The following is a 25,737-nucleotide window of genomic DNA, read 5'->3' as shown; positions in this document are numbered from 1 at the left end:
CATAGAACAAGGGGAGAAGCGGCCGCCCTCAGAGAGAGGGGCGGGCCGGCATAAACCTGTGGTGGTGGCGCAGCAGCAGCTGATAGCCGCCGAGCAGGCACCAGATGAAGGCTGGCGCCAGGAAGATGGGGTGAGTGGCGAGGCGCAGCATCAACAGGCCCAGCAGGATGAGGGCGAAAGGGCGACTCTCGTAGAGCCACTGCGGCCAACCTCGCCGCCGTGGCTGGCGCGACTTGTCTGGCCTGCGATGGGCACTTCGCCTGAACCAGGCGAGCGACCCGGCCAGATAGAAGGCCAGCCCGGCCAGCAGCAGCGCAGGCTGCCCGGCAAGGCTCAACAGCAGCAAGCCGCTGCCCAGATAGAGAAAAGGCAACGGCTCGTAGATGGCGGATGGCAGCATGAAGGATGACCCCTGTGGGAACTGGTCATATGCTAACCAGCCCGGCCTAAGCCGCCACCTCTTTTGCATCCCGCCCCCCGGATGGGGGGCAGGATCAGGCCGCCGGCTTGTCCCGGCTCTCGGGGGCGGCCTCGCTGACCCGGGCGTTCCCCTCGGCCAACGCCTCGTCCACCAGCAGATCCCGCGCCCCCGTCATCCCCGCCCGTCTGGCGATCAGGTGATAGATGGCCGGCACTATCAGCAGGGTGACCAGGGTCGCGAGCGACAACCCGAAGAAGACCACGGTCCCCACAGCCATCCGGCTCTCATATCCCGCCCCCATGGAGACCATCAGGGGCACGGCACCTATGATGGCGGTGAGTGAGGTCATCAGTATGGGCCGCAGACGGCGCACCGAGGCGGCTATGATGGCCTCCTCGAAGGATTCCCCCCGCTGGCGCAGCTGGTTGATGAACTCCACTATGAGGATGCCGTTCTTGGTCACCATGCCGATCAGCATGATCATCCCTATCTGGCTGTAGATGCTCAGCTCCTGTCCCGTCAGCCAGAGGCCGAGCAGGCCGCCGAAGATGCCAAGCGGCACAGTTACCATCACCACGGTCGGGGTCAGCAGGCTCTCGAACTGCGCCACCAGCACCAGGTAGACCACCAGCAGGGCGAGGCCGAACACCATCACCATCTCCCCCTGGTTGTCGCGATAATCCTTGGACTCACCGGCGTAATCCACCGTCATGCCGCTCGGCAGATGCTCCCCTGCCCAGCCATCGAGGAAGTCGAGCGCCTCCCCCAGGGTGTGGCCGGGGGCCACGTCTGCGGTCAGGGCAATCGCCTTCTGACGCTGGTAGTGGTTGAGCCGCTGCGGGCTCGCCACCTGGGTGACTGTGGCCAGGGTGGAGAGGCTCACCATCTCGCCATTGGCGGCCTTGAGATAGATGCGGCTGACGTCCGAGATGCCGTTGAACTGGGTCTGGTTGGCCCTCAGGTAGACGTCATACTCCTCCCCCCTGTCCACATAGGTGGTCTGGCTGACGCCGCCGAGCAGGGCCTGCAGGGAGCTGGCTACTGTGGAGACAGGTATGCCGAGCTGGCTGGCCCGCTCCCGCTCTATGGTCACCTGCAGCTCAGGGGTCTTCTCGGCGTAGTCGAGATCCGGGGTCAGCATCAATCCGCTCTGGCCGGCGGCCTGTTGCAGCGCCAGCCCCTGCTGATAGAGTTCCGCATAGTCTGAGCCCTGCAGCACGAACTGCACGGCGGCGGTGGAGCCTCCTCTGAATCCTGGCTGGAAGGTGCGGATCATCACATCCGGAATGCCGGCCAGCCGCCCGCTCAAGCTACGGCCAAACTCGGTAGCGGTCTCGTCCCGCAGAGCCCAGTCGGTGAGCTGGATGATGACCATGCCGGTCTGATCGCCACCGCGCCCGAAGGCCGGGGTGCTGAAGCTCATGGCCTGCACCACCCCCTTGCCGAGCAGCGGCATGATGGCGGCCTCCACCTGCTGCATGTTGCGCTTCATCCGCTCTATGCTGGTGCCCTCTGCCCCTTTCACGAACACATAGATGACACCCCGGTCTTCGGTCGGGGTCAGGCTGGCGGGCAGCTTGCCAAAGAGGGCACCTATGCCCCCAAGGCAGAGCAGCAGCACCAGCGGCATCCAGACGGAGCGGCGCAGCACCCAGCCCAGCAACCGGCGATACTGTGTCTCCACCCGGCCGAGGCCCCGATCCAGCGCCGCCGTCAGGGCATTGGGCTTGTCCACGGCACGCATCAGCCAGGAGCCCATGGCCGGGGTCAGGGTGAGCGCCACCAGGGAGGAGAAGAGCACGGCTAGCGATAGCAGGATGGCAAACTCGGTAAAGAGTCGCCCGACCATGCCCTCCATGAAGGCGATGGGCACGAACACCATCACCAGCACGGCGGTGGTGGCCACCACGGCAAAGCCCACCTCCCGGGTGCCGTGCCAGGCCGCCATCAGGGGAGATTCACCCCGCTGCAGGTGGTGGTGGATGTTCTCCACCACCACTATGGCGTCGTCCACCACCAGGCCGATGGCGAGAATGAGCGCCAGCAGGGTGATGAGGTTGATGGAAAAACCGAGGTACCAGGCGCCGATGAAGGCCGAAATAAGCGACACCGGCACCGTAATAGCAGGAATGAGAGTGGTGCGCGCCTGCCCCAGGAAGAGGTAGAGCACGGCCACCACCAGCAGGGCGCAGATGGCGAGGGTCTCGTACACCTCGTCGATGGCCTGCTTGATGAAGACGGTGGAGTCATAGTCCACCTCCAGGGTGGCCCCCGCTGGCAGGAAGCGCTGCATCTCTGTCATCTTGCGCTCTATGCCCTGGGCCACCGCCAGGGGGTTGGCGGTGGATTGCGCGACTATGCCAATGCCTAAGCTCTCGCGGCCGTTGCGCTGATAGGCGCTGTCTTCATTCTTGGCCCCCACCTCAACATCGGCGATGTCCGCCAGGTAGATGCTCTGACCATTGACGGCCGTCTTCACCGGCAGGCCGCGAAAATCCTCGGCGCTGTGGTAGAGGCGGGCTATCTGCACCGCCATCGTCATGCTGTTGTTGCGGATCTCCCCCCCGGGCAGCTCTATGTTCTCCCGCTTGAGGGCATCCTGCACGTCGGCCACCGTGATGCCACGGGCCGCCATGTCGGCGGGGCGCAGCCTCACATACATCACCTGAGTCAGGTCACCGGAGAGGGACACCTCGCTCACCCCGTCCACCAGGCTCAGGGAGTCGACCAGCATGCGGTTGACGTAGTCTGTCATGGCGGTGCGGTCCATCTGGGTGCTGCTGAAGTTGAGCCAGATAGCCACGTCGCCGTTGCCGTTGTCCTTGGTGACCATGGGCTCGTCCGCCTCGTCCGGGAGCTTGGGCCGGGCGCGGGAGATGGCGTCACGCACATCCGAGGTGCCCTCCAGCATGTTCCAGCCGAGCTTGAACTCCACAGTGATGGAGGAGCGCCCCTTGCGGGTCACCGAGTTGATGTTCTTGATGCCGCTGATGCCGGAGAGCTGATCCTCGATGGGCTTGGTGACCTGGCTCTCCATCACCTCGGGGGCGGCCCCCTCATAGGTGGTGGTGATGGAGACGGACGGCGTCTGCACGTCCGGCATCTCCCGCACCGTCAGCTTGGCGAAGGCCACCAGGCCGAATACGGTGAGCAGGGCACTGATGACGACCGCCACCAGGGGGCGGCGCACTGACATATCGGAGAGCCACATCAGCCTTTTACCTCGGTCAGATCACGGACCAGGGCGCCGTCACGCAGGTTGACCAGCCCCTCGACCGCGATGCGATCGCCGACGTTCAGCCCCTTTAGCACCCACACTTCCTCGCCATGGGTATCCCCAAGCTCCACCGGAATGCGTTTCACCCGGCCGTCCGCCTCCAGGCGGTAGACGAAGCGAAGCTCCCCCGCATACTCCACCGACTGGGCGGGGATCAGGGTCATCTTCTGGGCAGGCAGGGAAAGATCTACATTCATCAGCATGCCGGGCCTCAGCTGGCCGCCGGGGTTGGGAAGTATGACCCGCGCCTTGATGTTCTGGGTTTCGTTGGAGATGCGGCTGTCGAGGGTCTCCAGCACGCCGGAGAAGGATTGATCCGGCCAGGCCGAGCTGGTAGCCGTCACCGTCATGCCAGGTTTGAGGAGGGAGAGGTAGCGCTCCGGCACCGCCAGATCGAGCCGCAATCTGGCCAGCTCGTCCAGGTGAAGCAGCACGTCGCCGCTGTTGACCAGGGCCCCTTCGCTGAGATCGATCAGGCTGACGGTGCCATCGAAAGGGGCCGCCAGGGTACGCAATGACAACTCATAGCGCGCCGCGTCGACCCTGGCCTGGGCCTGGGCCACTGTCGCCTCCTGCCCTTCCAGCTCCGAGGTGGTGATGGCACCGCGCGCCACCAGGCGGCGCATGTCCCGCAGCTTGCGGCTCTCGTCGCGCACGCTGGCACTCTGCTCGGCAAGTTCAGCCTGCTGCTTGCCCGCATCCAGGGCGATCAGGGGCTCCCCCTGCTTGACCCGCTGACCGGAGCGCACCGCAATCCTGACGATGCGCCCCGTGACCTCGGGGCTGACCACCACGGAGCGATTGGCCGCCAGCTTGCTGACCAGCTTGATGGAGGGCTCTGCCAGGCTCTGCCTGACAGTTTCCGCCCTGATGTTGACCTGTCTGGGCTCGGGCTTGCTGACCGGTTTGGCCTGCCGGAAATACCAGGTGCCGGCTCCCAGCAGCAGGAGAAGAGGAACAAGCCACAGCCATACGCGCATTTTCATCAAACAATCCATGCAAGGTAAGAGATAAGGAGAAGAGGGAACTTCATCAATGATGGCATCATGTTACCCCCTGACTATGCCGTGACTATGTATAAATGTGACAAAACGTAACAGCCCGGGGGATAGATCATCAAAATCACATCCAGTTGAGACTGCGCTTTTTTTCTGCCTTACACTGATGTGCCGCTCCCGTCATCTTCCCGGTGCCCCATGCCCACATTGCCCCATGCCTTTGCCAAATATCGGTTGCAGTGGCTGCTGCTGGGACTGAGCATGCTGTTGCTGCTGCTCGCCCTGCAGCACGCCTTGCGCCAGATCACCGAGCTGAACAGGCGTGACGTCATCAATGCCGCGGCCCAGCTCAGCAGCCAGCACCAGAGAATGGAGGCCTTTCTCGAGGCCATGCGCGGCCAGGCCGAAGAGCGGCTGCGCAGCAACCCCCAGTCGGCCCTCTCTCGCCAGCTTTATCCGGCGCTGCAAGCCGATTCGAGCGGCAACCTCAGCCTGGATCGCATCCCCGTCGATCTGCCCCCCGCCCTCATCGGCAACCTGACCGGGCTGGGCCCCTTGCCCGCCCCGGGCAGCGAACGGGAGGCCCGAATACACCTGGCGCTCAGCCTCTCTCCCCTGCTCGCGACCGCCAGCAAGCTGCTGGACAAGGCCGTGGCCTGGATCTATTTCACCAGCACCGACAACTTCATCTATCTCTACCCCTGGGTGCCCTCCAACCAATTTCGTTTCGACCCCGGCATCTACCACAAGTCTTACTGGCAGGAGGCACTGACCCGCCACCCGCCCGCCGAGCACGCCACGTTGTCGCGCCCCTATCAGGATTTTGCCGGCAAAGGGCAGATGATCACCCTGTCCCAGCCCATCACCCAGGTCGGGCAGATCATAGGCCTGCTCAGCATCGACATAGAGATAGCGACCCTGGAGCAGACCCTGCGCCGACTCTCCCCCCAGAGCGGCACCCTGTTTCTGGTCAATCAGCACCGGCAGATCCTGGCCAGCAGCCAATCCGGCACGGCGCCGCCCCTGAAACAGGAGGCATCACGGGCGGATTATCACTGGCAGCAGGGCGCCTTCCAGCTCGTCCATCCCGTCCCGGACACGCCGCTCATCCTGATCCACCGCATCGCGCTGCTGCCCCTGCTCGAGATGCTGCTGTGGCAATCGGCAACGGCGCTGCTCACCCTGCTCTGTCTGGTGGTGGCCATCTTCTCCAGCCTGCGATCCCGCCGTCTCAATCGTCGGTTGAACTACCTCTCCAGCCATGACGCGCTGACCGGCGCCTTCAACCGCCACCACTTCGATGCCTTCGAGCGCCGCCACATACTGGCAGGCAGCCGCCACATAGGCGCCATCATGTTCGACTGCGATCACTTCAAGCTGGTCAATGATCGCTTCGGTCACGGGGTGGGGGATCAGGTGCTGATCCGTCTGGTTCAGCTCTGCCAGCCTCTGCAGGACCTGGGCTGCACCCTGATCCGCTGGGGCGGCGAGGAGTTTCTGCTGCTGGTCACAGGCAAGGATCTCCCCCTGGCTCAGCTTGCCGAACAACTGCGGCTGCGCATTGCGGAACACGACTGGACCGAGATAGCCCCCGAACTGAGGGTGACCGTCAGCCTGGGCCATTGCCGCCAGGGCCCAGACGTTCGCCTGCAGGAAGTCATTCGCCGTGCCGATATTGCCCTCTATCAGGCCAAGGCCAATGGCCGCAATCGCAGCGAAGGCTGGCAGGGTGACGCACAGGAGAAGCAGGAGTAAGCTGGAACCCCAACTCACAACAGGAGACGCACTGTGGCACGAAAACCCCGCCTGGGCCTGGCCCTTGGCAGCGGCGCCGCCCGCGGATGGGCGCACATCGGCATCATACGGGCGCTGGAGCGCCTCGGTGTCAAACCGGATCTGGTGGCCGGCTGCTCCATCGGCAGTTTCGTCGGTGCCGCCTATGCCGCCGGCGAGCTGGACAAACTGGAGTCCTGGGTGCGCGGCTTCAGCCGCTTGCAGGTGATGGGGTTGCTCGATCCCGCCCTCTCCGGCGGCCTGTTCCGCGGTGACAAGGTGTTTGGCATCGCCGCCAACCACCTCGGCGATCCCGCCATCGAGAGCCTGCCGCTGCCCTTCGCCTGCGTCGCCACCGAGCTCGATACCGGCCGCGAGATCTGGCTGCAAGAGGGGCCCCTGCGCCAGTGCGTGCGCGCCTCCTGCGGCATGCCCGGCATTCTGACCCCGACCCGGGTTGATGATCGCTGGCTGGTGGATGGCGCCGTGGTCAACCCGGTCCCCATCTCCCTGGCCCGGGCCATGGGGGCCGAGGTGGTGATCGCCGTCAACCTCAACACTGACCTGCATCAGCCCTGGACAGACGAGCCGGACGAGCCCGCCCCGGGAGGGATCTTCAGCCAGTGGCTCGGCCGGGGAGAACCCAGCACCCCCGGCATGTGGGGGGTGATGACGGGCTCCATCAACATAATGCAGGAGCGGATCACCCGTGCCCGCATGGCCGGGGATCCCCCCGAGATCCAGCTCTGTCCGCGCCTTGGCAGCCTCTCCATCATGGACTTCCACCGCGCCAGCGATGCCATCAACGAGGGGGAGGCTTGCGTCGAGCGCAACCTGGACCAGCTCAAGGAGGAGCTCTCCCGACTCGGCCTACTCTGACGGCGCCATCGGGACACGCCAATGATAAAGAGCGCCATCAGGCGCTCTTTTGCTGTTCTGACCCCGGGGTCAGAACAGCCCCAGTCCCTTAAGCATGACGATCAGGATGAGCGGCGGCGACACGTAGCGGATAATGAAGAACAGGGGCTTGAGGATGGCCAGCTCCAGCTCGCCCCCATTGGTCAGCGCCGTCTTCATCCGCTCGAAGCCCCAGACCCAGCCCACGAACAGGCAAAGGAAGATACCGCCAAGGGGCATCAACACATTGGAAGAGACGAAGTCGAACAGATCGAAGAAGGTCTTGCCGGCTATCTGCACGTCCGCCAGCGTGCTGTTGGAGAGCGCACAGGTCGATCCGACCGCCCCCAGCACCAGCAAGTTGATCAGGGTCGCCCTTCTTCGGCTCATGTGGAAACGCTCGGAGAGCACCGAGACCGGCACTTCCAGAATGGAGAGCATGGCCCCCGTCGCCGCTATGGCGGAGAGCACGAAGAAGAGCACCATGAAGAGGTGACCGAACGGTATGCTGGCAAACACCGCCGGAATGGTGATGAACAGCAGGGAGGGACCGGCGGTCGGCTCGAAGCCGAAGGCAAACACCGCCGGGAAGATGGCGATCCCCGCCAGCATGGAGACGAAGAGGTCGGCGCACATCACCCGGACAGTGGTGAGCGGTATGTGCTGATCGTCCCGAAAGTAGCTGCCATAGGTCATCATGCAGCCCATGCCGATGGAGAGCTTGAAGAAGGCCAGCCCCATGGCCGTCAGCACCACGCCGGCGGTGACCTTGGAAAAATCAGGGGAGAACAGGAAACGCAGCCCCTCGCTCGCCCCGGGCAGAGTCAGACTGCGCACCCCGATCACCAGCAGCAGGATGAAGAGCACCGGCATCAGCCGCTTGGTGACGGCCTCTATTCCCTTCGACACCCCCATCAGCAATATGCCTCCCATCAGGGCCAGCACCAGCCACTGCCACAACAGGCTCTGCAAGGGATCCGTGATGAGCGAATTGAAGGCCGCGCCCGTGACGGCGGGATCAGTCGAGAGGATCTCGCCGCTGGCCGCCTTGAAGATGTAGGCAAACACCCAGGCCGCCACTTCGGAGTAAAACGACATGATGAGGAAGGCCGCCGTCACCCCCATGGCCGCGATCAGCCACCAGGGTTGCCCCTTGGGCGCCAGCTTTATGAGCCCGCTCACTGCATCGGATTTTGCCTGACGCCCCAGCATGATCTCCGAGATCATCACCGGCAGCCCCACCAGCAGGGTGGCGATGACATAGACCAGCAGAAAACCGGCGCCCCCGTTTTCCCCGGTCAGATAGGGAAATTTCCAGATGTTGCCCAGGCCTACCGCCGAGCCCAGGGTCGCGGCAAGCACGCCGAAGGTGCTGGTAAAACCATCTCTGGCTTTGGGAAGGGTATTGCTCATGCGTGTCTCGCTTTGTGGATCAGGGGCCTGAAATTAAAGGGTCGGAATTTTCCGGGGATTAATCCAGCTTGCCAAGGTGATTTAGTTGAAATCGCCACATGAAGCACACAACGCACTCTTTAATTAAATAAATGCCTGTTTTGACAAATAAAAAATGCCGCCTCGCGGGCGGCATTTTTATCAAGGCTCAGGCAATCAAGCCTTGGCAATATCGTCCGGACCGATCTGACCGATTTCGGCGACTTTCTTGTCGGCCAGCAGCCAGAGGGTGAACTTGTGCAGTTCCGGGTGATGAGCCAGGGCGACCAGGAAGGCGCCTCCAACTTCACGGTAACCCAGTTCATAGTTCTTCAGGGTAGTCGGGGGGACGCCCAGCAGATCGGCAAACTTGGGACGGCTCAGGCCAACCGCTTCGCGGATCTGACGGATCTTCTTGCCAACAGTTACGATATTTGAATTCATGTGTTCCATACTCCGTTCGGCGGATTCACTCCACCTTTATTTTTCGCGACGACTCGTAGTCAAGTGTATCAGTTTTGAACGGACTCGTTATGGTCGAGCCTCTATCTTTAATAAGCGTCTTTCGACGACAACCCTAACAAACCTCGGGGATGGTAATCGCAGAGTCGCTTCAGGTAAACAGTCTCGAAGAGAAACCTTTATTGTTGCCACGGCCATAACTCGTATAATTCGCCGGTTATCCCTTAAAGAGTATTCAGCATGGCATTTCCCGGCATCATCTCCCGACTTCACCCGGATTCAGACCCAAATTCACTCCCCCGTCAGCTCCGTCAGAGTCAGCAAACCCGGGCCGAGGCACTCTGGCTGCCCGCCGCCATGCAGAGCGAGGCCGCATCCGTACTGGCTTCCCTCCCGGACAAGTGCAGCCTCTATCTCGAGCAAGCCTCCCCGCTGCCCCTGCGCAGCCACGACGGCGTCCTGCAGCAAGATGGCAGCCTGTTGCTTGGCAATGGTAACCACATGACGCTGGCGACGGCGAAAGGGGATGGGGGACTGGTGCCCGAGCAGGGCCTGCAGGAGATGGCCCAGTGGCTGGAAGCCGGCCATCAACATTTCATCTGTTCAGCCGCGATTCAGCCGGTGGCCAGGGCCATCCTCAATATCTGGCCCCTGGACCCCTATCTCGCCCGTCATTTTTTACTCGGCTTCACACCCTTGCTGTGCGAAGCAACCGAGGCCGACTATCTCGCGGTTTTTGCGGCCAGGGACGCCATCGCGACCCCGCAGCACGCTTGGGTTGAGGCCTATATGAAGCTTGAGCGAAAGCTGCATCGCGCCTACTTGGATCACTAATAAATCCAGATAAACAGCCAGTTATCCATACGACACAATCTGCCCCACAGATTATCTGTGAGCTTGATCATGTTTTGAAATGAGCATAAAGTGCGCCACGTCATCGGAATGACATCGGCTGTTCGTGGCGAAGTATGCGCTCTCGATAGTGCAACTCGCTCACTTGTGCACCCAGATAACGTGCCTCCTGGATGGATCTAGGATCCCTGCTCGGCGCAACCCTTGTTGCCCGGCAGAGCCAGCAGCTTACATAAATTACAAAGTGCGAAGCACGTGAACAACGTGCCATCTCAACGAGGATTAATTTTATGATGAAAATGGCTCCTTCCCTGATCGCCATCGCCATGGCTGCCATGGGTGCAACTGCTGCACACGCCGCTGATGATATCTACTTCGGTGCCGGTGTCGGTGCAACTCACTTCAACGGTCTGAACAAGATCGAAGGCGTGAACGCTGGTGAAGAAGACGCGGCTGCTGCCAATGCCTTCGTCGGTTACAACTTCAACGAGTACTTCGGTTCCGAGCTGGGCTACCAGTACACCGGCCGTGGTAACACCGATGGCAACCGCTACGAGAGCCAGGGTGCCACCCTGTCCGGTATCGCTCGTCTGCCGCTGGGCAACGACTTCTCCCTGTTCGGTGAAGCTGGCGCCTACTGGGGCCACACCGACGGTATGGGCACCAGCGATACCAAGGTATCCCCGCTGGCCGGTGCCGGTGTGACCTACAAGGTCAACGACGCGCTGGATCTGCAAGCTCGTTACCGCTACATGTGGGACGTGGCTGACCTGCACGCCGACAACGTACGCTACAAGTCCAACCAGAGCGTTGCGACCCTGGAAGCCGTTTACCACCCGTTCCGTACTTCCTACGTAGCACCGGCTCCGGCTCCTGTTGTTGAAGAAGCTCCGGCTCCTGCTCCGCAGATCGTTGAGAAGAACTTCGCCCTGAACTCTGACGTGCTGTTTGCTTTTGGCAAAGACAGCCTGAAGGCCGAAGGCGTGGAAGCCCTGAACGCCCTGTACCAGCAGATCGTTGAGTTCCAGCCGAAAGACGGTAATGCCGTTGTTGTTGGTTACACCGACCGTATCGGTTCCGACGCTTACAACCAGAAGCTGTCTGAAGCCCGTGCCCGCACCGTTGCCAACTTCCTGGTCAGCAAGGGTATGGCTGCCAGCAAGGTTGCCATCGAAGGTCGTGGCGAAGCCAACCCGGTTACCGGCACCAAGTGCAACGGCGTAACCGCCAAGGCTCAGCTGATCTCCTGCCTGGCCCCGGACCGTCGCGTAGAAGTGCGCGTATCCGGCGTACAGGAAGTTCAGCAGTAATCTGATTCGCTCAGATAACGCAAAAAGGGGATGCCACGGCATCCCCTTTTGCATGTCTGTCGCCTCAAACGTCACCCTCTGTCTCATCACGCTGTACCTGCCCCCCTATCTGCTCAGGCCCCGCCCCCCCGTCGCGCCACCATAGTAGCTGCATATCTGTGCAGAAACTTGATCAAGCCGATTCAAAAGAATACAGTAGCTGCGCTTGTAAGACATTGGATGAACTATTAAAAGTGCCCATTGCCCGGTTAGTTGTCCATGGAGAAACAGCTTCATGAGAATCCAGGTTACCATCCATTTTTTATTCAAGCCGTCCGTGACCAGGTCACGGAATCGCAACATGACAACATGAAGTGTCATCTGCGATCGGTATAACAAAGAGTGCGCAGTACGCCCATAGCACGGCAACTCAACGAGGATAAAATGATGAAAATGAAAATGGCTCCAACCCTGATTGCTCTGGCTATTGCAGCCATGGGAACCTCCACCGCCCAAGCGGCCGATGACTGGTACACAGGTATGGGTGCAGGTTGGGCTTATGGCCATGACCTGGACTCCTTCGGTCTGGATGCTGACAAGGACGCCACCGCGATCTCCCTGTTCGGCGGTTACAACTTCAATGATTACTACGCGGCCGAGCTCGGCTACCTCTACGCCGGCAAGGGTGGCGTCGATGGCGTCGACTTCAAGACCCAAGGCGCGACCCTGTCCGGTCTTGCCCGTCTGCCGCTGGGTGACATCTTCTCCGTGTTCGCCGAAGGCGGTGCCTACTTCAACCATGTCAACGGCAATGGCGAGAGCGACAACGGTACCTCGCCGCTGGCCGGTCTGGGTCTGACCGCCAAGGTCTCCGACCTCATCGATCTGCAGGCCCGCTACCGCTACATCTGGGATCTGGGTGACGAGCAGAAGACCTGGAAAACCGACATGAGCGTCGCGACCCTGGAACTGGTGATGCACCCGAACCGCACCTCCTATGTGGCACCTGTGGTCGCCCCCGTGGTCGCCGAGCCCGAGCCTGTCATGGTCGACAAGAACTTCTCCCTGAGCTCTGACGTGCTGTTTGCCTTCGGCAAATCCACCCTGAAGCCGGAAGGTACTGCAGCCCTCAACACCCTGTATCAGCAGATTGTTGACGTTCAGCCGAAAGATGGCAGCGCCGTGGTGGTAGGTTATACCGACCGCATCGGTTCTGACGCCTACAACCAGAAGCTGTCCGAAGCCCGTGCCCGCACCGTGGCCGACTTCCTGGTCGGCAAGGGTCTGCCGGCAGGCAAGGTCGCCATCGAAGGCCATGGCGAAGCCAATCCGGTCACCGGCACCCAGTGTGACGGCGTCAATGGCAAGAACGAGCTGATCGCCTGCCTGGCGCCGGATCGTCGCGTCGAAGTGCGCGTCACCGGCGTGCAGGAAGTCAAACAGTAAGTTCAGCTGAATGCGGTCAATCCGCACCTGAAAAAAAGGGGCCGTACGGCCCCTTTTTTTGTTGTCCTCCCCGCCAGCCCAAGGCGGTGTCCAAGGCGCCACACTTGCCTGCTTCCTCACAAATTCTCCATATAGATGCGCCACTTAAGTGGTTAAACCTCTCATATCGCCTATACATAATGGTGGCTATACATAGCAAAGGGCTGGGAGCCCTATAACACCCAACATCGACGAGGATACGCGATGAACATAAGACTGAAACCCGTGTGGATTGCATTGGCATTGGCGGCGAGTGCCGCCCAGGCGGCGCCTGTTCACGACTGGTATATAGGGGCTGGGGGAGGCTGGGCCATTGCCCACGACATCAATGATTTCAGTCAGGATGTCGACAAGGACGCCACCGCCATCGACGCCTTTGTCGGCTACAACTTCACCGAGAACCTGGGCGCCGAACTCGGCTATCTGTCAACCGGTGACTGGGACATCGCCGGCAACGACTTCAACAGTCAGGGTGCCACCCTGTCGGTGATAGGCAGACTGCCCCTTGGCGACATCTTCTCGGTGTTCGCCGAAGGTGGCGGCTATCTCTACCACGTCGACTCCGTCAACGGCGGCGATGACAACCTGGCCCCCCTGGCGGGTCTGGGGCTGACCGCCAGGCTCACCGACTGGGTCGACATCCAGGCGCGCTACCGCTATCTGGTGCGGGTCGGGGACGATCCTGACAACGACAAGCTGGGCAGCGGCACCCAGCGCTGGGTCAGCGACATCAGCACCGCCACCATAGAGCTGGTGCTGCACCCCAACCGCACCGTGGCCGCCGTGCCGGTGGCCGCCCCCCTGGTGGTGACCCCGCCGCCGCCCGAGCCGGTGGATCAGACCTTCAACCTGAGTTCGGACGTGCTGTTTGCCTTTGGCAAGGCCGAGCTCAAGCCGGAAGGCATGGCCGCCCTGGACGACCTCTACCAGCAGATAGTCGACGTCAAGCCCAAGGATGGCAACGCCCTGGTGATGGGCTATACCGACCGCATCGGCTCGGATGCCAACAACCTGGCGCTGTCCGAGGCCCGCGCCAGCACGGTCGCCAACTTCCTGATCGGCAAGGGCCTGCCCGCCGACAAGGTGAGTATCCAGGGCAATGGCGAGAGCAATCCGGTCACCGGCACCCAGTGCGATGATGTCAAGGCGAGAGCCGCCCTCATCGACTGCCTGGCCCCGGATCGCCGGGTCGAGATCCGGGTGACCGGCGTGCAGGCCGCCGCACCAGCGGCCACCGAGCCCGCGGCCGAACCCGCTGCCGAGCAACCGGCACAATAACCCCTCATCCGCCTCTGCCGTGCACAAAAAAAGGGATGCTTACGCATCCCTTCTGCTTTTGCGGCCTCTTCGCTCAGAACGAAGTGCGACGATAGCGGCGGTATTCCGGCCGCCAGAAGTTCGCCTCTATGGCCTGGTCTATCACATCATCGGGGGTCTGCACTGCCTTGCCCTGCAGCATGGCGGTCTTGGCCACCATCTTGGCGATGTAGCGGGACACCCGATGAATATCCGCCAGATCCGGCAGCAAGGAGCCCTCTTCTCCCTTCACCAGGGGGGAGCACTCCGCCAGCGCCCGGCTGGCGGACATCAGCATGGCGTCGGTCACCCGGGTGGCGCCCGAGGCGATGACACCAAGACCTATCCCCGGGAAGATGAAGGAGTTGTTGCACTGGGCGATGACGTAGCGCTTGCCCTTGTACTCCACTGGCGCGAACGGGCTGCCGGTGGCCACCAGCACCTGGCCGTCGGTCCAGCGGATGAGATCCGCCGGCGTCGCCTCCACCCGGGAGGTGGGGTTGGAGAGCGGGAATATGATGGGGCGGCTGCAATGCTTGTGCATCGTCTTGACCACCTCTTCGGTGAAGAGGCCGGGCTGGCCCGAGACCCCGATCAGGATGTCGGGACGACCGTGCTCCATCACCTCCAGCAGGGAGATGTTGTCCCCCACCGGCCACTCCTTGATCCGCTCCAGCGGCTGGGAGAGTTTGCGCTGGAAGTCGAGCTGGTTGGGGATCTTGTCGGTGATGAGGCCGAACCTGTCCACCATGAAGACCCGGCCGCGAGCTTCCGCATCATTCAGTCCTTCGGCCTTCATCTGCGCCACTATCTGCTCGGCGATGCCGCAACCGGCGCTGCCCGCACCGAGGAAGGCGACCCGCTTCTCGGAGAGCTTGGCGCCCGAGGCCTTGCAGGCGGCGATCAGGCTGCCCAGGGTGACGGCTGCTGTCCCCTGAATGTCATCGTTGAAGCAGCACAGCTCGTCCTTGTAGCGGTTGAGCAGCGGGGTGGCATTGCCCTGGGCGAAGTCTTCGAACTGCAGCAGGATCTCGGGCCAGCGACGCTTGACCGCCTGGATGAAGGCATCGACGAACTCGTCGTACTCCTCCCCGGAGATGCGCGGGTGGCGCCAGCCCATGTAGAAGGGATCGTTGAGCAGTTGCTGGTTGTTGGTGCCCACGTCCAGCACCACCGGCAGGCAGTAGGCGGGGGAGATGCCACCGCAGGCGGTGTAGAGGGAGAGCTTGCCGATGGGAATGCCCATGCCGCCTATGCCCTGATCCCCCAGTCCCAGGATCCGCTCGCCGTCGGTGACCACTATCACCTTGACGTTCTGCTTGGTGGCGTTTTGTAGCATGTCATCGATCCTGTCCTTGTCCGGATAGGAGATGAAGAGCCCACGGGCACGGCGGTAGATGTTGGAGAACTCCTCGCACGCCTTGCCCACGGTCGGGGTGTAGATGACCGGCAGCATCTCGGTCAGGTGGTTGGTCAGCAGGCGATAGAACAGGGTTTCGTTGGTGTCCTGGATGTTGCGCAGATAGATGTGCTTGTCCATGTCGTTGCCAAACGCCATGAACTGGCGATAGGCGCGTTCCACCTGCTCTTCTATGGTCTCTATGTTCTGGGGCAGCAGGCCTTCCAGATTGAAGCTGCTGCGCTCCTCGCTGGTGAAGGCACTGCCCTTGTTGAGCAGCGGGGTCTCCAGCAGGGCCGGGCCGGCGTAGGGAATGTAGAGGGGACGTTTCTGATTATTATCTTCAAACATGGATCTGTACCTTGACTGTGTGGCCCGCCGATCCTATGGGCTTGGGCCAACAATTTCAAAGGGTTTGCACATCAGTGGCAACAGGTTTGCGACCCAGGCGACGAAAGGCGCCGGGGGTCTGACCAGTGAGGCGGCGAAAACGGTTCGCAAAGTTGGCGCCGTCACTGTAACCGACCCGGGCCGCCAGCTCGCCGAGGGGCCAGTTGGTATAGAGCAGCAACTGGCGCGCCTTGTTCATTCGAAGCCCCGTCAGCCAGGCCATGGGCCCCATGCCGAACACCTGCTGGCAGAGCCGATGCAGATGGGGCACAGAGCAGGCCATCTGGCTGGCGAGCAGGGCCACGCTCCAGGGCTCATCGAGGCGCGCCTCCACCCGGCGAAACAGCGCCTGCAGCCTGAGCTCTGGGGTGCCACGCACCTCCCCTTGCAGGGTTCTGTCCAGCAGGGCCAGCAACAGACTGAGCAGCTGGGGCTGCAAGGGAGATCGCACTCCTTCCCCCTGCATCAAGCTGAGCAGATGGTAGAGCTGCTCCCCCTCCTCCCCCTGCCAGATGCGGTGGCCGAGCCGGTGCAGATGCTGCCAGCGCGGCACGTCGTCCAGCAGGATCCAGCTGATCTGCCAGCGCTCGCCGATGAGCCTGAGCCCCCCCGGCACGGCCGCCGGCAGAAAGATGAGCGAACCCGCGGGGATGGGCTGCTCCCCCTGCTCCGTCAGCAGGGCCCCTCCCTCGTCGTGGCTCACCATCAGGATGTGAAATTCGGGTCTGTTGCGGCGAATGAGGTAGTGATCCCGCAAGCGGGAGAGGCCGGTCAGGAAGATGCCCGCCTCCCCCAGCAGGGGCAAGCCTTCGCGCCCCAGCATTCGCTCCTCGCAGCCGGGAGCTATCTCAAGACACTCGCTGACAAATGCCATAACGCCTCAACATGATAGTTTTGAACAAGAAAGCCGAGAGATGCTCACAGTGAAGCCTCTCGTATCAGCCCCTATCATACCCATGACAAACCTTGCTTTTCACATACCCGGTTAACATAAATGAATTATTGGCAAGCGATTTTAAAACAAACCACCGATCGTGAGTTCATGACCCGACTGTGGCGACTGGCCCTGCCGGTGTCGCTGCAATCCATGATGTTCTCCCTGCTCGGTCTCATCGATATCATGATGGTGAGCCAGCTTGGCACCACGGCTGTGGCGGCGGTCGGCTTGGGTAACCGGGTCTTCTTCTTCAATCTGCTGGTGATAGCGGGGCTCTCTGGCGGGGTCTCGGTGTTGGCGGCCCAATACTATGGCCGGGGCGAGCTGGCCGGGGTGCGCCGCTCCCTGGCGCTGGCCCTGGTGGGTGCCCTGCTGGTGAGCCTGCCGTTTGCCCTCATCTATGTGCTCTCGCCGGGCAGCGTGCTCGGCTTTGCCAGCCAGGATCCCGCGCTGCGCCTGCTGGCCGACGAGTTTTTGATGATCACAGGTGCCACCATCCTCTGCACCGCCATAGTCGTGCCCCTGGAGGCGGCCCTGCGCTCCGTGGGCAACGCGGCGGCGCCGACCCGGATCGGCATCATTGCCATCATCGCCAACGTCATCCTCAACTACGCCCTCATCTTCGGCAACTTCGGCTTCGAGGCCATGGGGGTCGCGGGATCGGCCTGGGGCACCACGATTTCACGACTGCTGCAGACGGCGCTGCTGCTTGCCTATGTGTGGCGCCAGGAGCCACGTCTGGTGCCGCGCAAACAGGACTGGTGGGACGCCTTTCGGCGCAAGGAGGTGGTGCGCTTCACCCTGATCGCCCTGCCGCTCTTGTTCCACGACGGGCTCTGGGCCTTCGGCATGCTGCTCTACGGCTTCCTCTATGCCCACCTCGGCACGGATTCCCTGGCCATCATGACCACGCTTGGCACCCTGGAGAGCATCCTCATCTCCCTCTTCTTCGGGCTGGCGGTGGCCTGCTCCACCCTGCTCGGCCACCGGCTCGGGGCCGAGGAGTACGAGGCGGCCTGGCAGCACTCCCAGCTGTTCCTGCTGCTCGCCCCCATAGGCGCCCTGCTGGTGGGGATAGCCGTCTGGCTGCTGCAGACCAACCTGCTGCAGTGGGTCGGCAACCTGCCGGGCGAACTGATGGGAGAAGCGGGTCAGGTGCTTGCCATCATGTGCCTCGGCATGTTGCTCAAGGTGTTCAACATGGTGGGCATAGTCGGGGTGCTGCGCTCGGGGGGGGATGTGAACTACAGCATCTTCATCGACATAGTCGCCATGTGGTGCATAGGCCTGCCGCTCGCCTGGGCGGCAGTCAGCCTGCTGGGCTGGCCTCTCTCCTGGGTGGTGGCAGTGGTGCTGCTGGAGGAGCTGTGCAAGGTGCTGCTGGTGCAGCGCAGGATCCGCCAGCGTCACTGGCTCAAGAATCTGGTGATGGGGTGACGGCGGCCCGCAGCCGGGCAAAAAGCGGGGTCATATCAATGACAGAAAATCCCCCCTTGCAGTATGCTAACCGCCTCTTCAATCAGCGGCGGGGCACACCACGCCCTGCCAGTAGTCGTTTAAGGAGACGCACATGCAACCACAAAAAGAGCTGATCACCGAGACTGCCCTGCTGGAGATGGCCAACGGCATCATCAAGAGCCATGAAGACTTCATCCACGGCATGCGTGCCGATTCGGTGGAGCAGAAGGGGGAGATCCTGGTGTTCAAGGGGGAGTTCTTCCTGGCCGAGGATGGCACGCCGACCGGCAAGACAATGGCGGTGTTCAACATGTTCAAGCTGCTGGCCCAGCAGTTGTCAGGCAAGTACCGGCTGAACTGATATAGCCACCAGACAAGATGCCGCCCTCAGGCGGCATCCGTCTTTGTGGGCCCGGGCTTGCCCGGCGTCTTCGCCAGCTCGCCCACCACGCAGTTGCGCCCCGCCATCTTGGCCATGTAGAGGCACTCGTCCGCCCGGTTGAGCAGCTCCTCGACGCTCTCCCCGCGCAGGGACAGGGTCAGGCCTATGCTCACCGTCACCTCCAGCAGTTCATCCGACGTCGGGCTCTTCACCAGCCGCGCCTCCACCGCTACCCTCAGTCGCTCGGCGACCCGTTTCGCCTGGGCCAGATCGGCGCAGTTGGGCAGCAGAATGGCAAACTCCTCGCCACCGTAGCGACCGAGCACCATGCCGGGCTCCAGCTGCTCCGCCAGGGTCGCAGCCACCTCCTTGAGCACGGCATCCCCCGCCAGATGGCCGAAGCTGTCATTGATGCGCTTGAATCTGTCCAGATCCAGCAGCAGCACGGCAAAGGATGCCTGCTTGCGGATCATGGTGACCCTGGCCTTCTCGAGCTGCTTCATCAGCAGGCGGCGGTTCATCATGCCGGTCAGCTCGTCCGTGGTGGACTCCCGATAGAGCTGCAGCAGCATGTTGAGCTGGCCGCACTGCACCCAGGCACTCGCCACAGTGAAGAGCCCCAGCAGCCAGACCTGGTTGAGGGTCTGCACGCTCAGCAGCGGCTGGCCCACCAGCAGCCAGTTGCCCGCCAGCATGGTGATCAGAATGCCCCCCGCCAGTTGCAGGCTGAGGGAGAGCGGTATGGGGAAGATGGCAAACAGGCTGATGAGCAGATAGGGGAAGGCCATGTAGCCCGCCTGCAGCTCCTGATCCGTCCCGAAGCTGTGCAGACAGATGAGGGAGAACAGCATCATCACGGCCATCAGGTAGCCCAGCGCCAGCCTCATGCGCTCGCGCTTGAAGTGGATGAGATACGAAAGAGGGATCAGGGGAGAGAGGGCCAGCAGGCAGAAGATCCTGACCTGAAACAGTTCGTCGAACTGGGTGGCGGGCAGGGTCAGCCAATCCACCAGCGCCCAGGCGGGCAGTCCCACCATCAGCAGGCAGGTGAGCAGGCGCAGACGCACCGTCATAAAGCCCATGCGGGTCAGGGTGAAATCTTCGGAGTGGGCACGGGCACTCCAGAACTCCGACAGCTTCAGCATCCGAGTCTCCATTTTACAACTGAGGGCTCATTCTACACCGTCCCTCCCTGGATGCATCAGCATGTCCCCTATTTATAACGAGAACTGCCTCACACAAACCGGCGGATCATAATTGCCGCGCGCAAACGTTTCAACCCATCGAAAAATAAACCCTCTATTGCTCCAATTAGCGCTGGTCAGCCCAGACTCAGCCACTAGAATAGCGCCCAATTTTCTCCCCCTCCCCACACTTAGAGGTATTTATGGAACAGGCTGCCGCCGTGCGCGCGACCCCAGAGACCCACCCCCCCAGGCGAGCCCACAGCGAACTCATCTACGGCATTGACGAAGTCCCACCCCTGCCCCAGACCCTGTTCGCCGCCCTGCAGCACATGCTCGCCATGTTTGTCGCCATCATCACCCCGCCCCTCATCATCGCCAATGCCCTGGGCCTCCCGGCCGCCGACACCCGCTACATAGTCTCCATGTCTCTGGTCATGTCCGGCATCGCCTCCTTCATCCAGACCCGCCGCTTCGGCCCCCTTGGCTCGGGCCTGCTCTCGGTGCAAGGCACCAGCTTCAACTTCCTCGGCCCCATCATCGCCTCCGGCCTCGCCCTCAAGCAGGCCGCCATGCCCACCGAGGATCTCCTGGGCACCCTGTTTGGCACCATGCTGGCGGCAGCCCTCACCATAGTGGTGATGAGCCGCTTCCTCCATCTGGTCAAGCGCATCATCACCCCCCTGGTGACCGGCATAGTGGTGCTGCTCATCGGCCTGACCCTGATCAAGGTGGGGCTCATCAGCATGGGGGGCGGTTATGCGGCCCTCTCTGACGGCAGCTTCGCCAGCCACAGCAACCTCTTCCTCTCCCTGCTGGTGCTCGGCCTCATCGTACTGCTGCAGCGCAGCCGCAACCCCTGGCTGCGCCTCTCCGCCATCATGATTGCCATGCTGGCGGGCTACGCCGTCGCCCTGCTGCTGGGCAAGGTCAGCCCTCCCACCTTCGAGGGCCCCCTGGTGATGGTGCCCATTCCGCTTCACTACGGCATCGGCTTTGACTGGCAGCTGTTCGTGCCGCTCGCCATCATCTTCGTGGTGACGGCGCTGGAGGCCATAGGCGACATGACAGCCACCTCGGACATCTCTGGCGAGCCGCTGGACGGACCCGTCTACATGGCGCGGATCAAGGGGGGCGTGCTGGCCGACGGCGCCAACTCCATGCTGGCGGCTCTCTTCTCCACTTTCCCCATGTCCACCTTCGCCCAGAACAACGGCGTCATCCAGCTGACCGGGGTCGCCAGCCGCCACGTCGGCCTCTTCATCGCCGCCATGCTGGCCCTGCTCGGCCTCTTCCCGGCGGTCGCCAGCCTGGTGCAGCAGATCCCCGAACCCGTGCTGGGCGGTGCCACCATCGTCATGTTCGGCACCATAGCCGCGGCCGGGGTGCGCATCATCTCCCGCGAGGAGCTCGACCGCCGCGCCCTGATGATACTGGCGGTGTCGCTCGCCATGGGGCTGGGGGTCGCCCAGGTGCCCGAGGTGCTGCAACACCTGCCGGAGCTGGCCCGAAGCGTGCTCTCCTACGGCGTCGCCACCGGCGGCCTGACCGCCATAGTGATGAACCTGCTGCTGCCCAAGCGCGTCACCGCGCAGGACTGACTCTCTCGTCAACAAACAGGTAAAGCCCCGCCGTGCGGGGCTTTACCTTGTTTGCCGCCCCGGGTACTGTGCAGGGCAGCCTCTGCCCAGGATGCCCTTGATGCCCTATACCCTGCTTCCCCCCCTGCCCAGCAGCCACACCCCGGATCAGATACTGGCCGAGGAGCAACGCTGGCTGCGGGACTGTGCCCATGACGGCCTGCCCCGCGCCCACCTCTGGCAGGCGCCCCAATGCCTGATTGTCACCCGCAAGGACATGCGTCTGCCCCGCTATCAGGCGGCCTGCGAGCAGCTCGCCAGCGAAGGCTGGCCCGTCCATGTGCGCGACAGCGGCGGCACCGCAGTGCCCCACGGGGCCGGCATCCTCAACCTCTCCCTGCTGCTGCCCCGTACCACCACGGATCTTGGCCACTACTACCGACTGCTGGGGGCGCCGCTGCTGGCCCTGCTGGAGGAGCACGGCCTTGAAGGAAACTATGACTTCGTGCCCGGATCCTTTTGCGACGGTCAGTACAATCTGGTGATCGGGGGTCGCAAGATCACCGGCACCGCCCAGCGCTGGCTGGCGCCGGGCCAGGATCACCAGGGCGCCGTGCTGGCCCAGGCCATGCTGCTGGTAGGGGGCGACGTGGACGAGGGCACAAAGATGGCGAGCCGCTTCTACGAGCTGGCGGGCGGGGAGCTGCGTTTCATGGCAGGAACCTCCACCACGCTGGCAAGCTGCATTGGCTGGCGCGGTGGCGACCAGGCCTTGGTGGACAAGGTGCGAGCACGTCTGGATAGCCTGCTGAGCGAGGGGCTATCTCCCTCACCCTGACCCTCTCCCGGAGGGAGAGGGAAAACGCCCGTCCATGGAAATAACGCCGCGCACAAAAAAGCCACGACCCGAGTCGTGGCTTTGCTTTTCCTGATTGGACGGGCACAGATTCAGGCCGTCTGCGGCTCGGGCTCGGCTTCACTATCCAGATCCCGGCTGAAGTAGGCGCGTGTCTCGGCGATCACCACGTGGCGCAGGCCGATGAGACCGATGAGGTTGGGCACCGCCATCAAGCCGTTGACGATATCTGCCAGGAGCCAAATCATGTCCAGATGGAGGAAGGCACCGCTCGCCACCAGCACTAGATAGATGAGGCGATAGGGCTTGATCGCCTTGACCCCGAACAGATACTCGGTGCAGCGCTCACCGTAATAGTTCCAGCCGAGGATGGTGGTAAAGGCGAAGAACAGCAGCCCTATGCTCACCAGATACTGGCCTATGTGAGCATCCAGCCCCTGGGCAAAGGCCTGGCTGGTCATGGCGGCGCCGCTCAAGTCCCCGCTCCACACCCCTGTCACCACCAGGGTCAGGCCTGTCATAGTGCAGATGATGATGGTGTCGATGAAGGTGCCTGTCATGGAGACCAGCCCCTGCTCCACGCAGGAGTCCGTCTTGGCCGCCGCCGCGGCTATGGGGGCCGAGCCCAGCCCGGACTCGTTGGAGAAGACCCCGCGCGCCACCCCGGACTGGATCGCCAGCATGATGCCAGCCCCGACGAAGCCGCCGGTGGCCGCATGGCCGGTAAAGGCGCTCTCGATCACCAGCATGACGGCATCGGGCAGCGCGCTGGCATTGTTTACCAGCACACCGGCGCAGGCGAGTATGTAGAAGATGGCCATGAAGGGCACCACCTTGCTCGACACGCTGGAGATGGACTGGATACCCCCCAGGGTCACCAGGGCCACTATCAGGGTCAGCACCACGGCGGTCGCCTCACGGGGCACCGAGAAGGAGAGGCTCATGGCGTCTGAGATGGCGTTGACCTGGGGGAAGGTGCCGATGCCGAAGAAGGCCACACCTATGCCGAACAGGGCAAACAGCTTGGCGAGCGGCTTGGAGCCGAGCCCCTTCTCCAGATAGTACATGGGGCCGCCCGCCATCTGGCCGTTGGCATCCTGCTCGCGATACTTGACCGCCAGCAGACACTCGGCGTACTTGGTGGCCATGCCGAACAGGGCCGCCATCCACATCCAGAACAGGGCTCCGGGGCCGCCGAGCTTGATGGCGGTGGCAACCCCGACGATGTTGCCGGTACCAATAGTGGCGGAGAGAGCGGTGCAGAGGGCGGCGAAGCTGGAGACATCCCCCTGCTTGCCCTGGCCCTGATCGCGGCCAAAGACCAGCTTGAGGGCGAGCGGCAAGCGCACCACCTGAAGCAGACCCAGACGCAGGGTGAGATAGATACCGGTCCCGACCAGCAGGATCAGCAGGGGCGGACCCCAGACAAAGCTATCGATGGCGGCGAGCGCCGATTGAATTGATGACATGCATCCTCCTTAAAAAACAACGATTAAGGAGGAGAAGGATGATCTTCCCATAGGTGTCGCGATCGGCCAGAGGCGATCGGATGCGGGCCAAGCCCAGGTACAACCATCCCATCCCCTCTGTCCTTTTGCCTGAGAGTTTCCGGCGCCAGCCAGCCCTTGTGGGTCGTCATGGTGCCTTGCTCCTTCGGCGCCCGATCTAACGGGTCTCTCCAGAGTATCGTCCAGTAGCAGTCCACACCGGTTGCCCGGTACCTGAAAGATTCACTTCTTCGGTGGATGGTCCCCCATCGCTCTCCTGCTACCTTCATCCGAACTAGTTTGGATTAGGAAGCGGGCATGTTAATCCAAAAAATGTGAGCTGTCTCCCACTCGGCCAGCCTCAGCGCCGCTTTTTTCTGCCCCGACCATGAGCGGAACACATGTTAAATGTTCGTTAACTATCAATAGCTTATGAGGACTTCTCTGCCAATGGCGCGCACCGGCTGGGGCAGACTGCCCCATATCAAGATGATGTTTCGTCTCGACCAGAAATACTTGCCAACATATCCAATCAAAATGCTTGCACACAAACTCAATAAGTCGATAATCCCGCGCATAACTAAGCACTTTGCAAGGGAGTTATGCATTGTGCCTGGTCGGTCCCTCCGGACCACTCGCCTGAGCCGGCCGTCGCCGGTTCAATCGCATATGGCTTGGGCATATCACGCCCCCTAAGGATGATCAAAAGAGAATGAACGAGACCCTGGTCGCACAAGATTACCGTCAGCTGGTTGAACAATTTGGCTCCCCCCTGCTGCTGCTCGACAAGGCAGCCGTCCGCAAACAGTATCGGGCCCTGGCCGCGGCCCTGCCCGATGTGCGCTTGCATTATGCACTCAAGCCCCTGCCCCATGAGGCCGTGGTCTCTGTCTTGAAGGAAGAGGGGGCCTGTTTCGATCTGGCCACCAATGGCGAAGTGGATCTGGTGCGCAGCCAAGGGGTTCGCCCGGGACGCTGCATTCACACCCATCCCATCAAGCGCGACAGCGACATCCGTTATGCGCTGGAATTCGGCTGCACAGTGTTCGTCTATGACAACCCGCTGGAGCTGGAGAAGTTCCTGCCCTACAAGGACGAGGTCAAGCTGCTGCTGCGCGTCAGCTTCCCGAATCCCGAGACCAAGGTCGATCTCTCCAAGAAGTTCGGCTGCACCCCGGAGCAGGCGCTGCCGCTGCTGCAACTGGCCCAGGCCAAGGGGATCAAGGTGATGGGGCTGTCGTTCCACGTCGGCTCCCAGGTGCCCCACGCCCGTCGCCACGTGCAGGCCATCGACGCCTGCCGCGAGATCATGGAGCAGGCCTGGGATCTGGGGCTCAAGCCCTGGGTGCTGGACATCGGTGGTGGTTTCCCGGTGGATTATGACGGCGGCGAGTTCGACATCGACGGCTTCTGCGCCCCGATCCGCGAAGCGCTGGCCAAGCTGCCCGCCACTGTGCAGAAGATCGCCGAGCCGGGCCGCTTCATCAGCGCGCCAGCCATGACCTCGGTCTCCAGCGTGATGGGCAAGGCCCACCGCGGCGACAAGATCTGGTACTACCTGGATGACGGCCTCTACGGCAGCTACAACGGTCAGCTCTATGACCACGTCACCTACCCGGTGAGCACCCCCTACGCCCAAGGCCCGCTGCACAATGCCGTGCTCTCCGGCCCCACCTGCGACAGCGTGGACGTGATTCGCGACGGCATCATGCTGCCGGATCTGGCCATCGGCGAGCTGGTCATAGGCCGGGTGATGGGTGCCTACACCTGGGCGTCGGCCTCCACCTTCAACTTCTTCCCCAAGGCGAGCATCCTCATCTTGGACAGCGCCCAGAAGCAGAAGCTGGTGGCGGTGGCCTGAACGCTTTGACCACGCCAGCAGC

Annotated in this window: 20 protein-coding genes and 1 riboswitch; of the genes, 11 read left to right on the top strand and 9 right to left on the bottom strand. The window is 62.4% G+C overall.

Annotated features, from left to right (window positions below):
- Window positions 1-28 precede the first annotated feature (28 nt).
- The 3 genes from G4923_RS08705 to G4923_RS08695 all read right to left on the bottom strand — a co-directional run bounded on the left by G4923_RS08705 (window position 29) and on the right by G4923_RS08695 (window position 4,684).
- Complete coding sequence (locus tag G4923_RS08705) at window positions 29-400, bottom strand: hypothetical protein (protein WP_163136619.1); 372 nt, start codon at window positions 398-400, stop codon at window positions 29-31.
- A gap of 94 nt (window positions 401-494) precedes the next feature.
- A complete protein-coding gene (locus tag G4923_RS08700) occupies window positions 495-3,632 on the bottom strand; it encodes an efflux RND transporter permease subunit (RefSeq protein WP_163136617.1) in 3,138 nt (1,045 codons plus the stop codon).
- Window positions 3,632-4,684 carry an efflux RND transporter periplasmic adaptor subunit gene (locus G4923_RS08695; RefSeq protein WP_163136615.1) on the bottom strand — a complete coding sequence of 351 codons (1,053 nt, stop codon included), beginning with the start codon at window positions 4,682-4,684 and terminating at the stop codon, window positions 3,632-3,634. Before G4923_RS08695 ends, G4923_RS08700 begins: the two co-directional genes overlap by 1 nt.
- A gap of 210 nt (window positions 4,685-4,894) precedes the next feature.
- Between G4923_RS08695 and G4923_RS08690 the strand changes: the two genes are divergently transcribed.
- Both G4923_RS08690 and G4923_RS08685 read left to right on the top strand, forming a co-directional pair.
- Entirely contained in the window at window positions 4,895-6,451 is a 1,557-nt protein-coding gene (locus G4923_RS08690; protein WP_163136613.1) for a sensor domain-containing diguanylate cyclase, read from the top strand.
- A gap of 33 nt (window positions 6,452-6,484) precedes the next feature.
- The gene (locus G4923_RS08685; RefSeq protein WP_163136605.1) at window positions 6,485-7,348 is read left to right on the top strand and encodes a patatin-like phospholipase family protein; all 864 of its coding nucleotides are present in this window, start codon (window positions 6,485-6,487) and stop codon (window positions 7,346-7,348) included.
- 69 nt (window positions 7,349-7,417) lie between these two features.
- Here the strand turns inward: G4923_RS08685 and G4923_RS08680 are convergent, their stop codons facing one another.
- Together G4923_RS08680 and G4923_RS08675 are read right to left on the bottom strand one after the other, a co-directional pair.
- Window positions 7,418-8,779, bottom strand: coding sequence for a sodium-dependent transporter (locus G4923_RS08680; protein WP_163136603.1), 1,362 nt, complete (start codon window positions 8,777-8,779; stop codon window positions 7,418-7,420).
- A gap of 195 nt (window positions 8,780-8,974) precedes the next feature.
- Complete coding sequence (locus G4923_RS08675) at window positions 8,975-9,241, bottom strand: helix-turn-helix domain-containing protein (protein WP_005298604.1); 267 nt, start codon at window positions 9,239-9,241, stop codon at window positions 8,975-8,977.
- Window positions 9,242-9,499: 258 nt separating this feature from the next.
- On the opposite strand from G4923_RS08675, the gene G4923_RS08670 reads away from it, so the two are divergent.
- From G4923_RS08670 to G4923_RS08655, 4 genes are all read left to right on the top strand, one after another.
- A complete protein-coding gene (locus G4923_RS08670; protein WP_163136601.1) occupies window positions 9,500-10,093 on the top strand; it encodes a hypothetical protein in 594 nt (197 codons plus the stop codon).
- A 308-nt stretch (window positions 10,094-10,401) separates the two neighbouring features.
- Window positions 10,402-11,421 (top strand): porin OmpA, encoded by a 1,020-nt coding sequence (gene ompA, locus G4923_RS08665; protein WP_025327822.1) that lies wholly within the window; start codon window positions 10,402-10,404, stop codon window positions 11,419-11,421.
- A gap of 426 nt (window positions 11,422-11,847) precedes the next feature.
- Window positions 11,848-12,846 (top strand): OmpA family protein, encoded by a 999-nt coding sequence (locus G4923_RS08660; protein WP_163136599.1) that lies wholly within the window; start codon window positions 11,848-11,850, stop codon window positions 12,844-12,846.
- 243 nt (window positions 12,847-13,089) lie between these two features.
- Complete coding sequence (locus G4923_RS08655) at window positions 13,090-14,163, top strand: OmpA family protein (protein ID WP_163136597.1); 1,074 nt, start codon at window positions 13,090-13,092, stop codon at window positions 14,161-14,163.
- 73 nt (window positions 14,164-14,236) lie between these two features.
- Here G4923_RS08655 and G4923_RS08650 read toward each other — a convergent pair whose 3' ends face one another.
- On the bottom strand, window positions 14,237-15,931 hold the full coding sequence (locus tag G4923_RS08650; RefSeq protein WP_106886137.1) for an NAD-dependent malic enzyme: 1,695 nt from the start codon (window positions 15,929-15,931) through the stop codon (window positions 14,237-14,239).
- A gap of 55 nt (window positions 15,932-15,986) precedes the next feature.
- On the bottom strand, window positions 15,987-16,844 hold the full coding sequence (locus G4923_RS08645; RefSeq protein WP_162520036.1) for a helix-turn-helix transcriptional regulator: 858 nt from the start codon (window positions 16,842-16,844) through the stop codon (window positions 15,987-15,989).
- Window positions 16,845-16,964: 120 nt separating this feature from the next.
- Between G4923_RS08645 and G4923_RS08640 the strand changes: the two genes are divergently transcribed.
- Window positions 16,965-18,344, top strand: a complete 1,380-nt coding sequence (locus tag G4923_RS08640; RefSeq protein WP_163136595.1) for an MATE family efflux transporter — start codon at window positions 16,965-16,967, stop codon at window positions 18,342-18,344.
- A gap of 133 nt (window positions 18,345-18,477) precedes the next feature.
- A complete protein-coding gene (locus G4923_RS08635; RefSeq protein ID WP_025327828.1) occupies window positions 18,478-18,726 on the top strand; it encodes a DUF2498 family protein in 249 nt (82 codons plus the stop codon).
- A gap of 26 nt (window positions 18,727-18,752) precedes the next feature.
- On the opposite strand, the gene G4923_RS08630 is transcribed toward G4923_RS08635, so the two are convergent.
- On the bottom strand, window positions 18,753-19,892 hold the full coding sequence (locus G4923_RS08630) for a GGDEF domain-containing protein (RefSeq protein WP_111909983.1): 1,140 nt from the start codon (window positions 19,890-19,892) through the stop codon (window positions 18,753-18,755).
- Window positions 19,893-20,134: 242 nt separating this feature from the next.
- On the opposite strand from G4923_RS08630, the gene G4923_RS08625 reads away from it, so the two are divergent.
- Window positions 20,135-21,532 carry a nucleobase:cation symporter-2 family protein gene (locus G4923_RS08625; protein ID WP_163136593.1) on the top strand — a complete coding sequence of 466 codons (1,398 nt, stop codon included), beginning with the start codon at window positions 20,135-20,137 and terminating at the stop codon, window positions 21,530-21,532.
- A gap of 100 nt (window positions 21,533-21,632) precedes the next feature.
- A complete protein-coding gene (locus G4923_RS08620; protein ID WP_163136591.1) occupies window positions 21,633-22,349 on the top strand; it encodes a lipoyl protein ligase domain-containing protein in 717 nt (238 codons plus the stop codon).
- 110 nt (window positions 22,350-22,459) lie between these two features.
- On the opposite strand, the gene G4923_RS08615 is transcribed toward G4923_RS08620, so the two are convergent.
- Complete coding sequence (locus G4923_RS08615; protein WP_163136589.1) at window positions 22,460-23,836, bottom strand: alanine/glycine:cation symporter family protein; 1,377 nt, start codon at window positions 23,834-23,836, stop codon at window positions 22,460-22,462.
- Window positions 23,837-23,943: 107 nt separating this feature from the next.
- A riboswitch (glycine riboswitch) is annotated at window positions 23,944-24,059 on the bottom strand.
- A 507-nt stretch (window positions 24,060-24,566) separates the two neighbouring features.
- Between G4923_RS08615 and G4923_RS08610 the strand changes: the two genes are divergently transcribed.
- A complete protein-coding gene (locus G4923_RS08610) occupies window positions 24,567-25,715 on the top strand; it encodes a type III PLP-dependent enzyme (protein WP_025327832.1) in 1,149 nt (382 codons plus the stop codon).
- The last annotated feature ends 22 nt before the right edge of the window (window positions 25,716-25,737 follow it).

The sequence above is a fragment of the Aeromonas rivipollensis genome (assembly GCF_010974825.1).
Taxonomy (GTDB): domain Bacteria; phylum Pseudomonadota; class Gammaproteobacteria; order Enterobacterales; family Aeromonadaceae; genus Aeromonas; species Aeromonas rivipollensis.
The sequence above is the reverse complement of the archived record's forward strand: the minus strand, read 5'-3'. Positions and strand labels throughout refer to the sequence as shown.

Coding starts and splice junctions, on each gene's coding strand:
- G4923_RS08705 (WP_163136619.1), bottom strand. CDS start 400: ATGCTGCCATCCGCCATCTACGAGCCGTTGCCTTTTCTCTATCTGGGC.
- G4923_RS08700 (WP_163136617.1), bottom strand. CDS start 3,632: ATGTGGCTCTCCGATATGTCAGTGCGCCGCCCCCTGGTGGCGGTCGTC.
- G4923_RS08695 (WP_163136615.1), bottom strand. CDS start 4,684: ATGAAAATGCGCGTATGGCTGTGGCTTGTTCCTCTTCTCCTGCTGCTG.
- G4923_RS08690 (WP_163136613.1), top strand. CDS start 4,895: ATGCCCACATTGCCCCATGCCTTTGCCAAATATCGGTTGCAGTGGCTG.
- G4923_RS08680 (WP_163136603.1), bottom strand. CDS start 8,779: ATGAGCAATACCCTTCCCAAAGCCAGAGATGGTTTTACCAGCACCTTC.
- G4923_RS08675 (WP_005298604.1), bottom strand. CDS start 9,241: ATGAATTCAAATATCGTAACTGTTGGCAAGAAGATCCGTCAGATCCGC.
- G4923_RS08670 (WP_163136601.1), top strand. CDS start 9,500: ATGGCATTTCCCGGCATCATCTCCCGACTTCACCCGGATTCAGACCCA.
- ompA (WP_025327822.1), top strand. CDS start 10,402: ATGATGAAAATGGCTCCTTCCCTGATCGCCATCGCCATGGCTGCCATG.
- G4923_RS08660 (WP_163136599.1), top strand. CDS start 11,848: ATGAAAATGAAAATGGCTCCAACCCTGATTGCTCTGGCTATTGCAGCC.
- G4923_RS08655 (WP_163136597.1), top strand. CDS start 13,090: ATGAACATAAGACTGAAACCCGTGTGGATTGCATTGGCATTGGCGGCG.
- G4923_RS08650 (WP_106886137.1), bottom strand. CDS start 15,931: ATGTTTGAAGATAATAATCAGAAACGTCCCCTCTACATTCCCTACGCC.
- G4923_RS08645 (WP_162520036.1), bottom strand. CDS start 16,844: ATGGCATTTGTCAGCGAGTGTCTTGAGATAGCTCCCGGCTGCGAGGAG.
- G4923_RS08640 (WP_163136595.1), top strand. CDS start 16,965: ATGAATTATTGGCAAGCGATTTTAAAACAAACCACCGATCGTGAGTTC.
- G4923_RS08635 (WP_025327828.1), top strand. CDS start 18,478: ATGCAACCACAAAAAGAGCTGATCACCGAGACTGCCCTGCTGGAGATG.
- G4923_RS08630 (WP_111909983.1), bottom strand. CDS start 19,892: ATGCTGAAGCTGTCGGAGTTCTGGAGTGCCCGTGCCCACTCCGAAGAT.
- G4923_RS08625 (WP_163136593.1), top strand. CDS start 20,135: ATGGAACAGGCTGCCGCCGTGCGCGCGACCCCAGAGACCCACCCCCCC.
- G4923_RS08620 (WP_163136591.1), top strand. CDS start 21,633: ATGCCCTATACCCTGCTTCCCCCCCTGCCCAGCAGCCACACCCCGGAT.
- G4923_RS08615 (WP_163136589.1), bottom strand. CDS start 23,836: ATGTCATCAATTCAATCGGCGCTCGCCGCCATCGATAGCTTTGTCTGG.
- G4923_RS08610 (WP_025327832.1), top strand. CDS start 24,567: ATGAACGAGACCCTGGTCGCACAAGATTACCGTCAGCTGGTTGAACAA.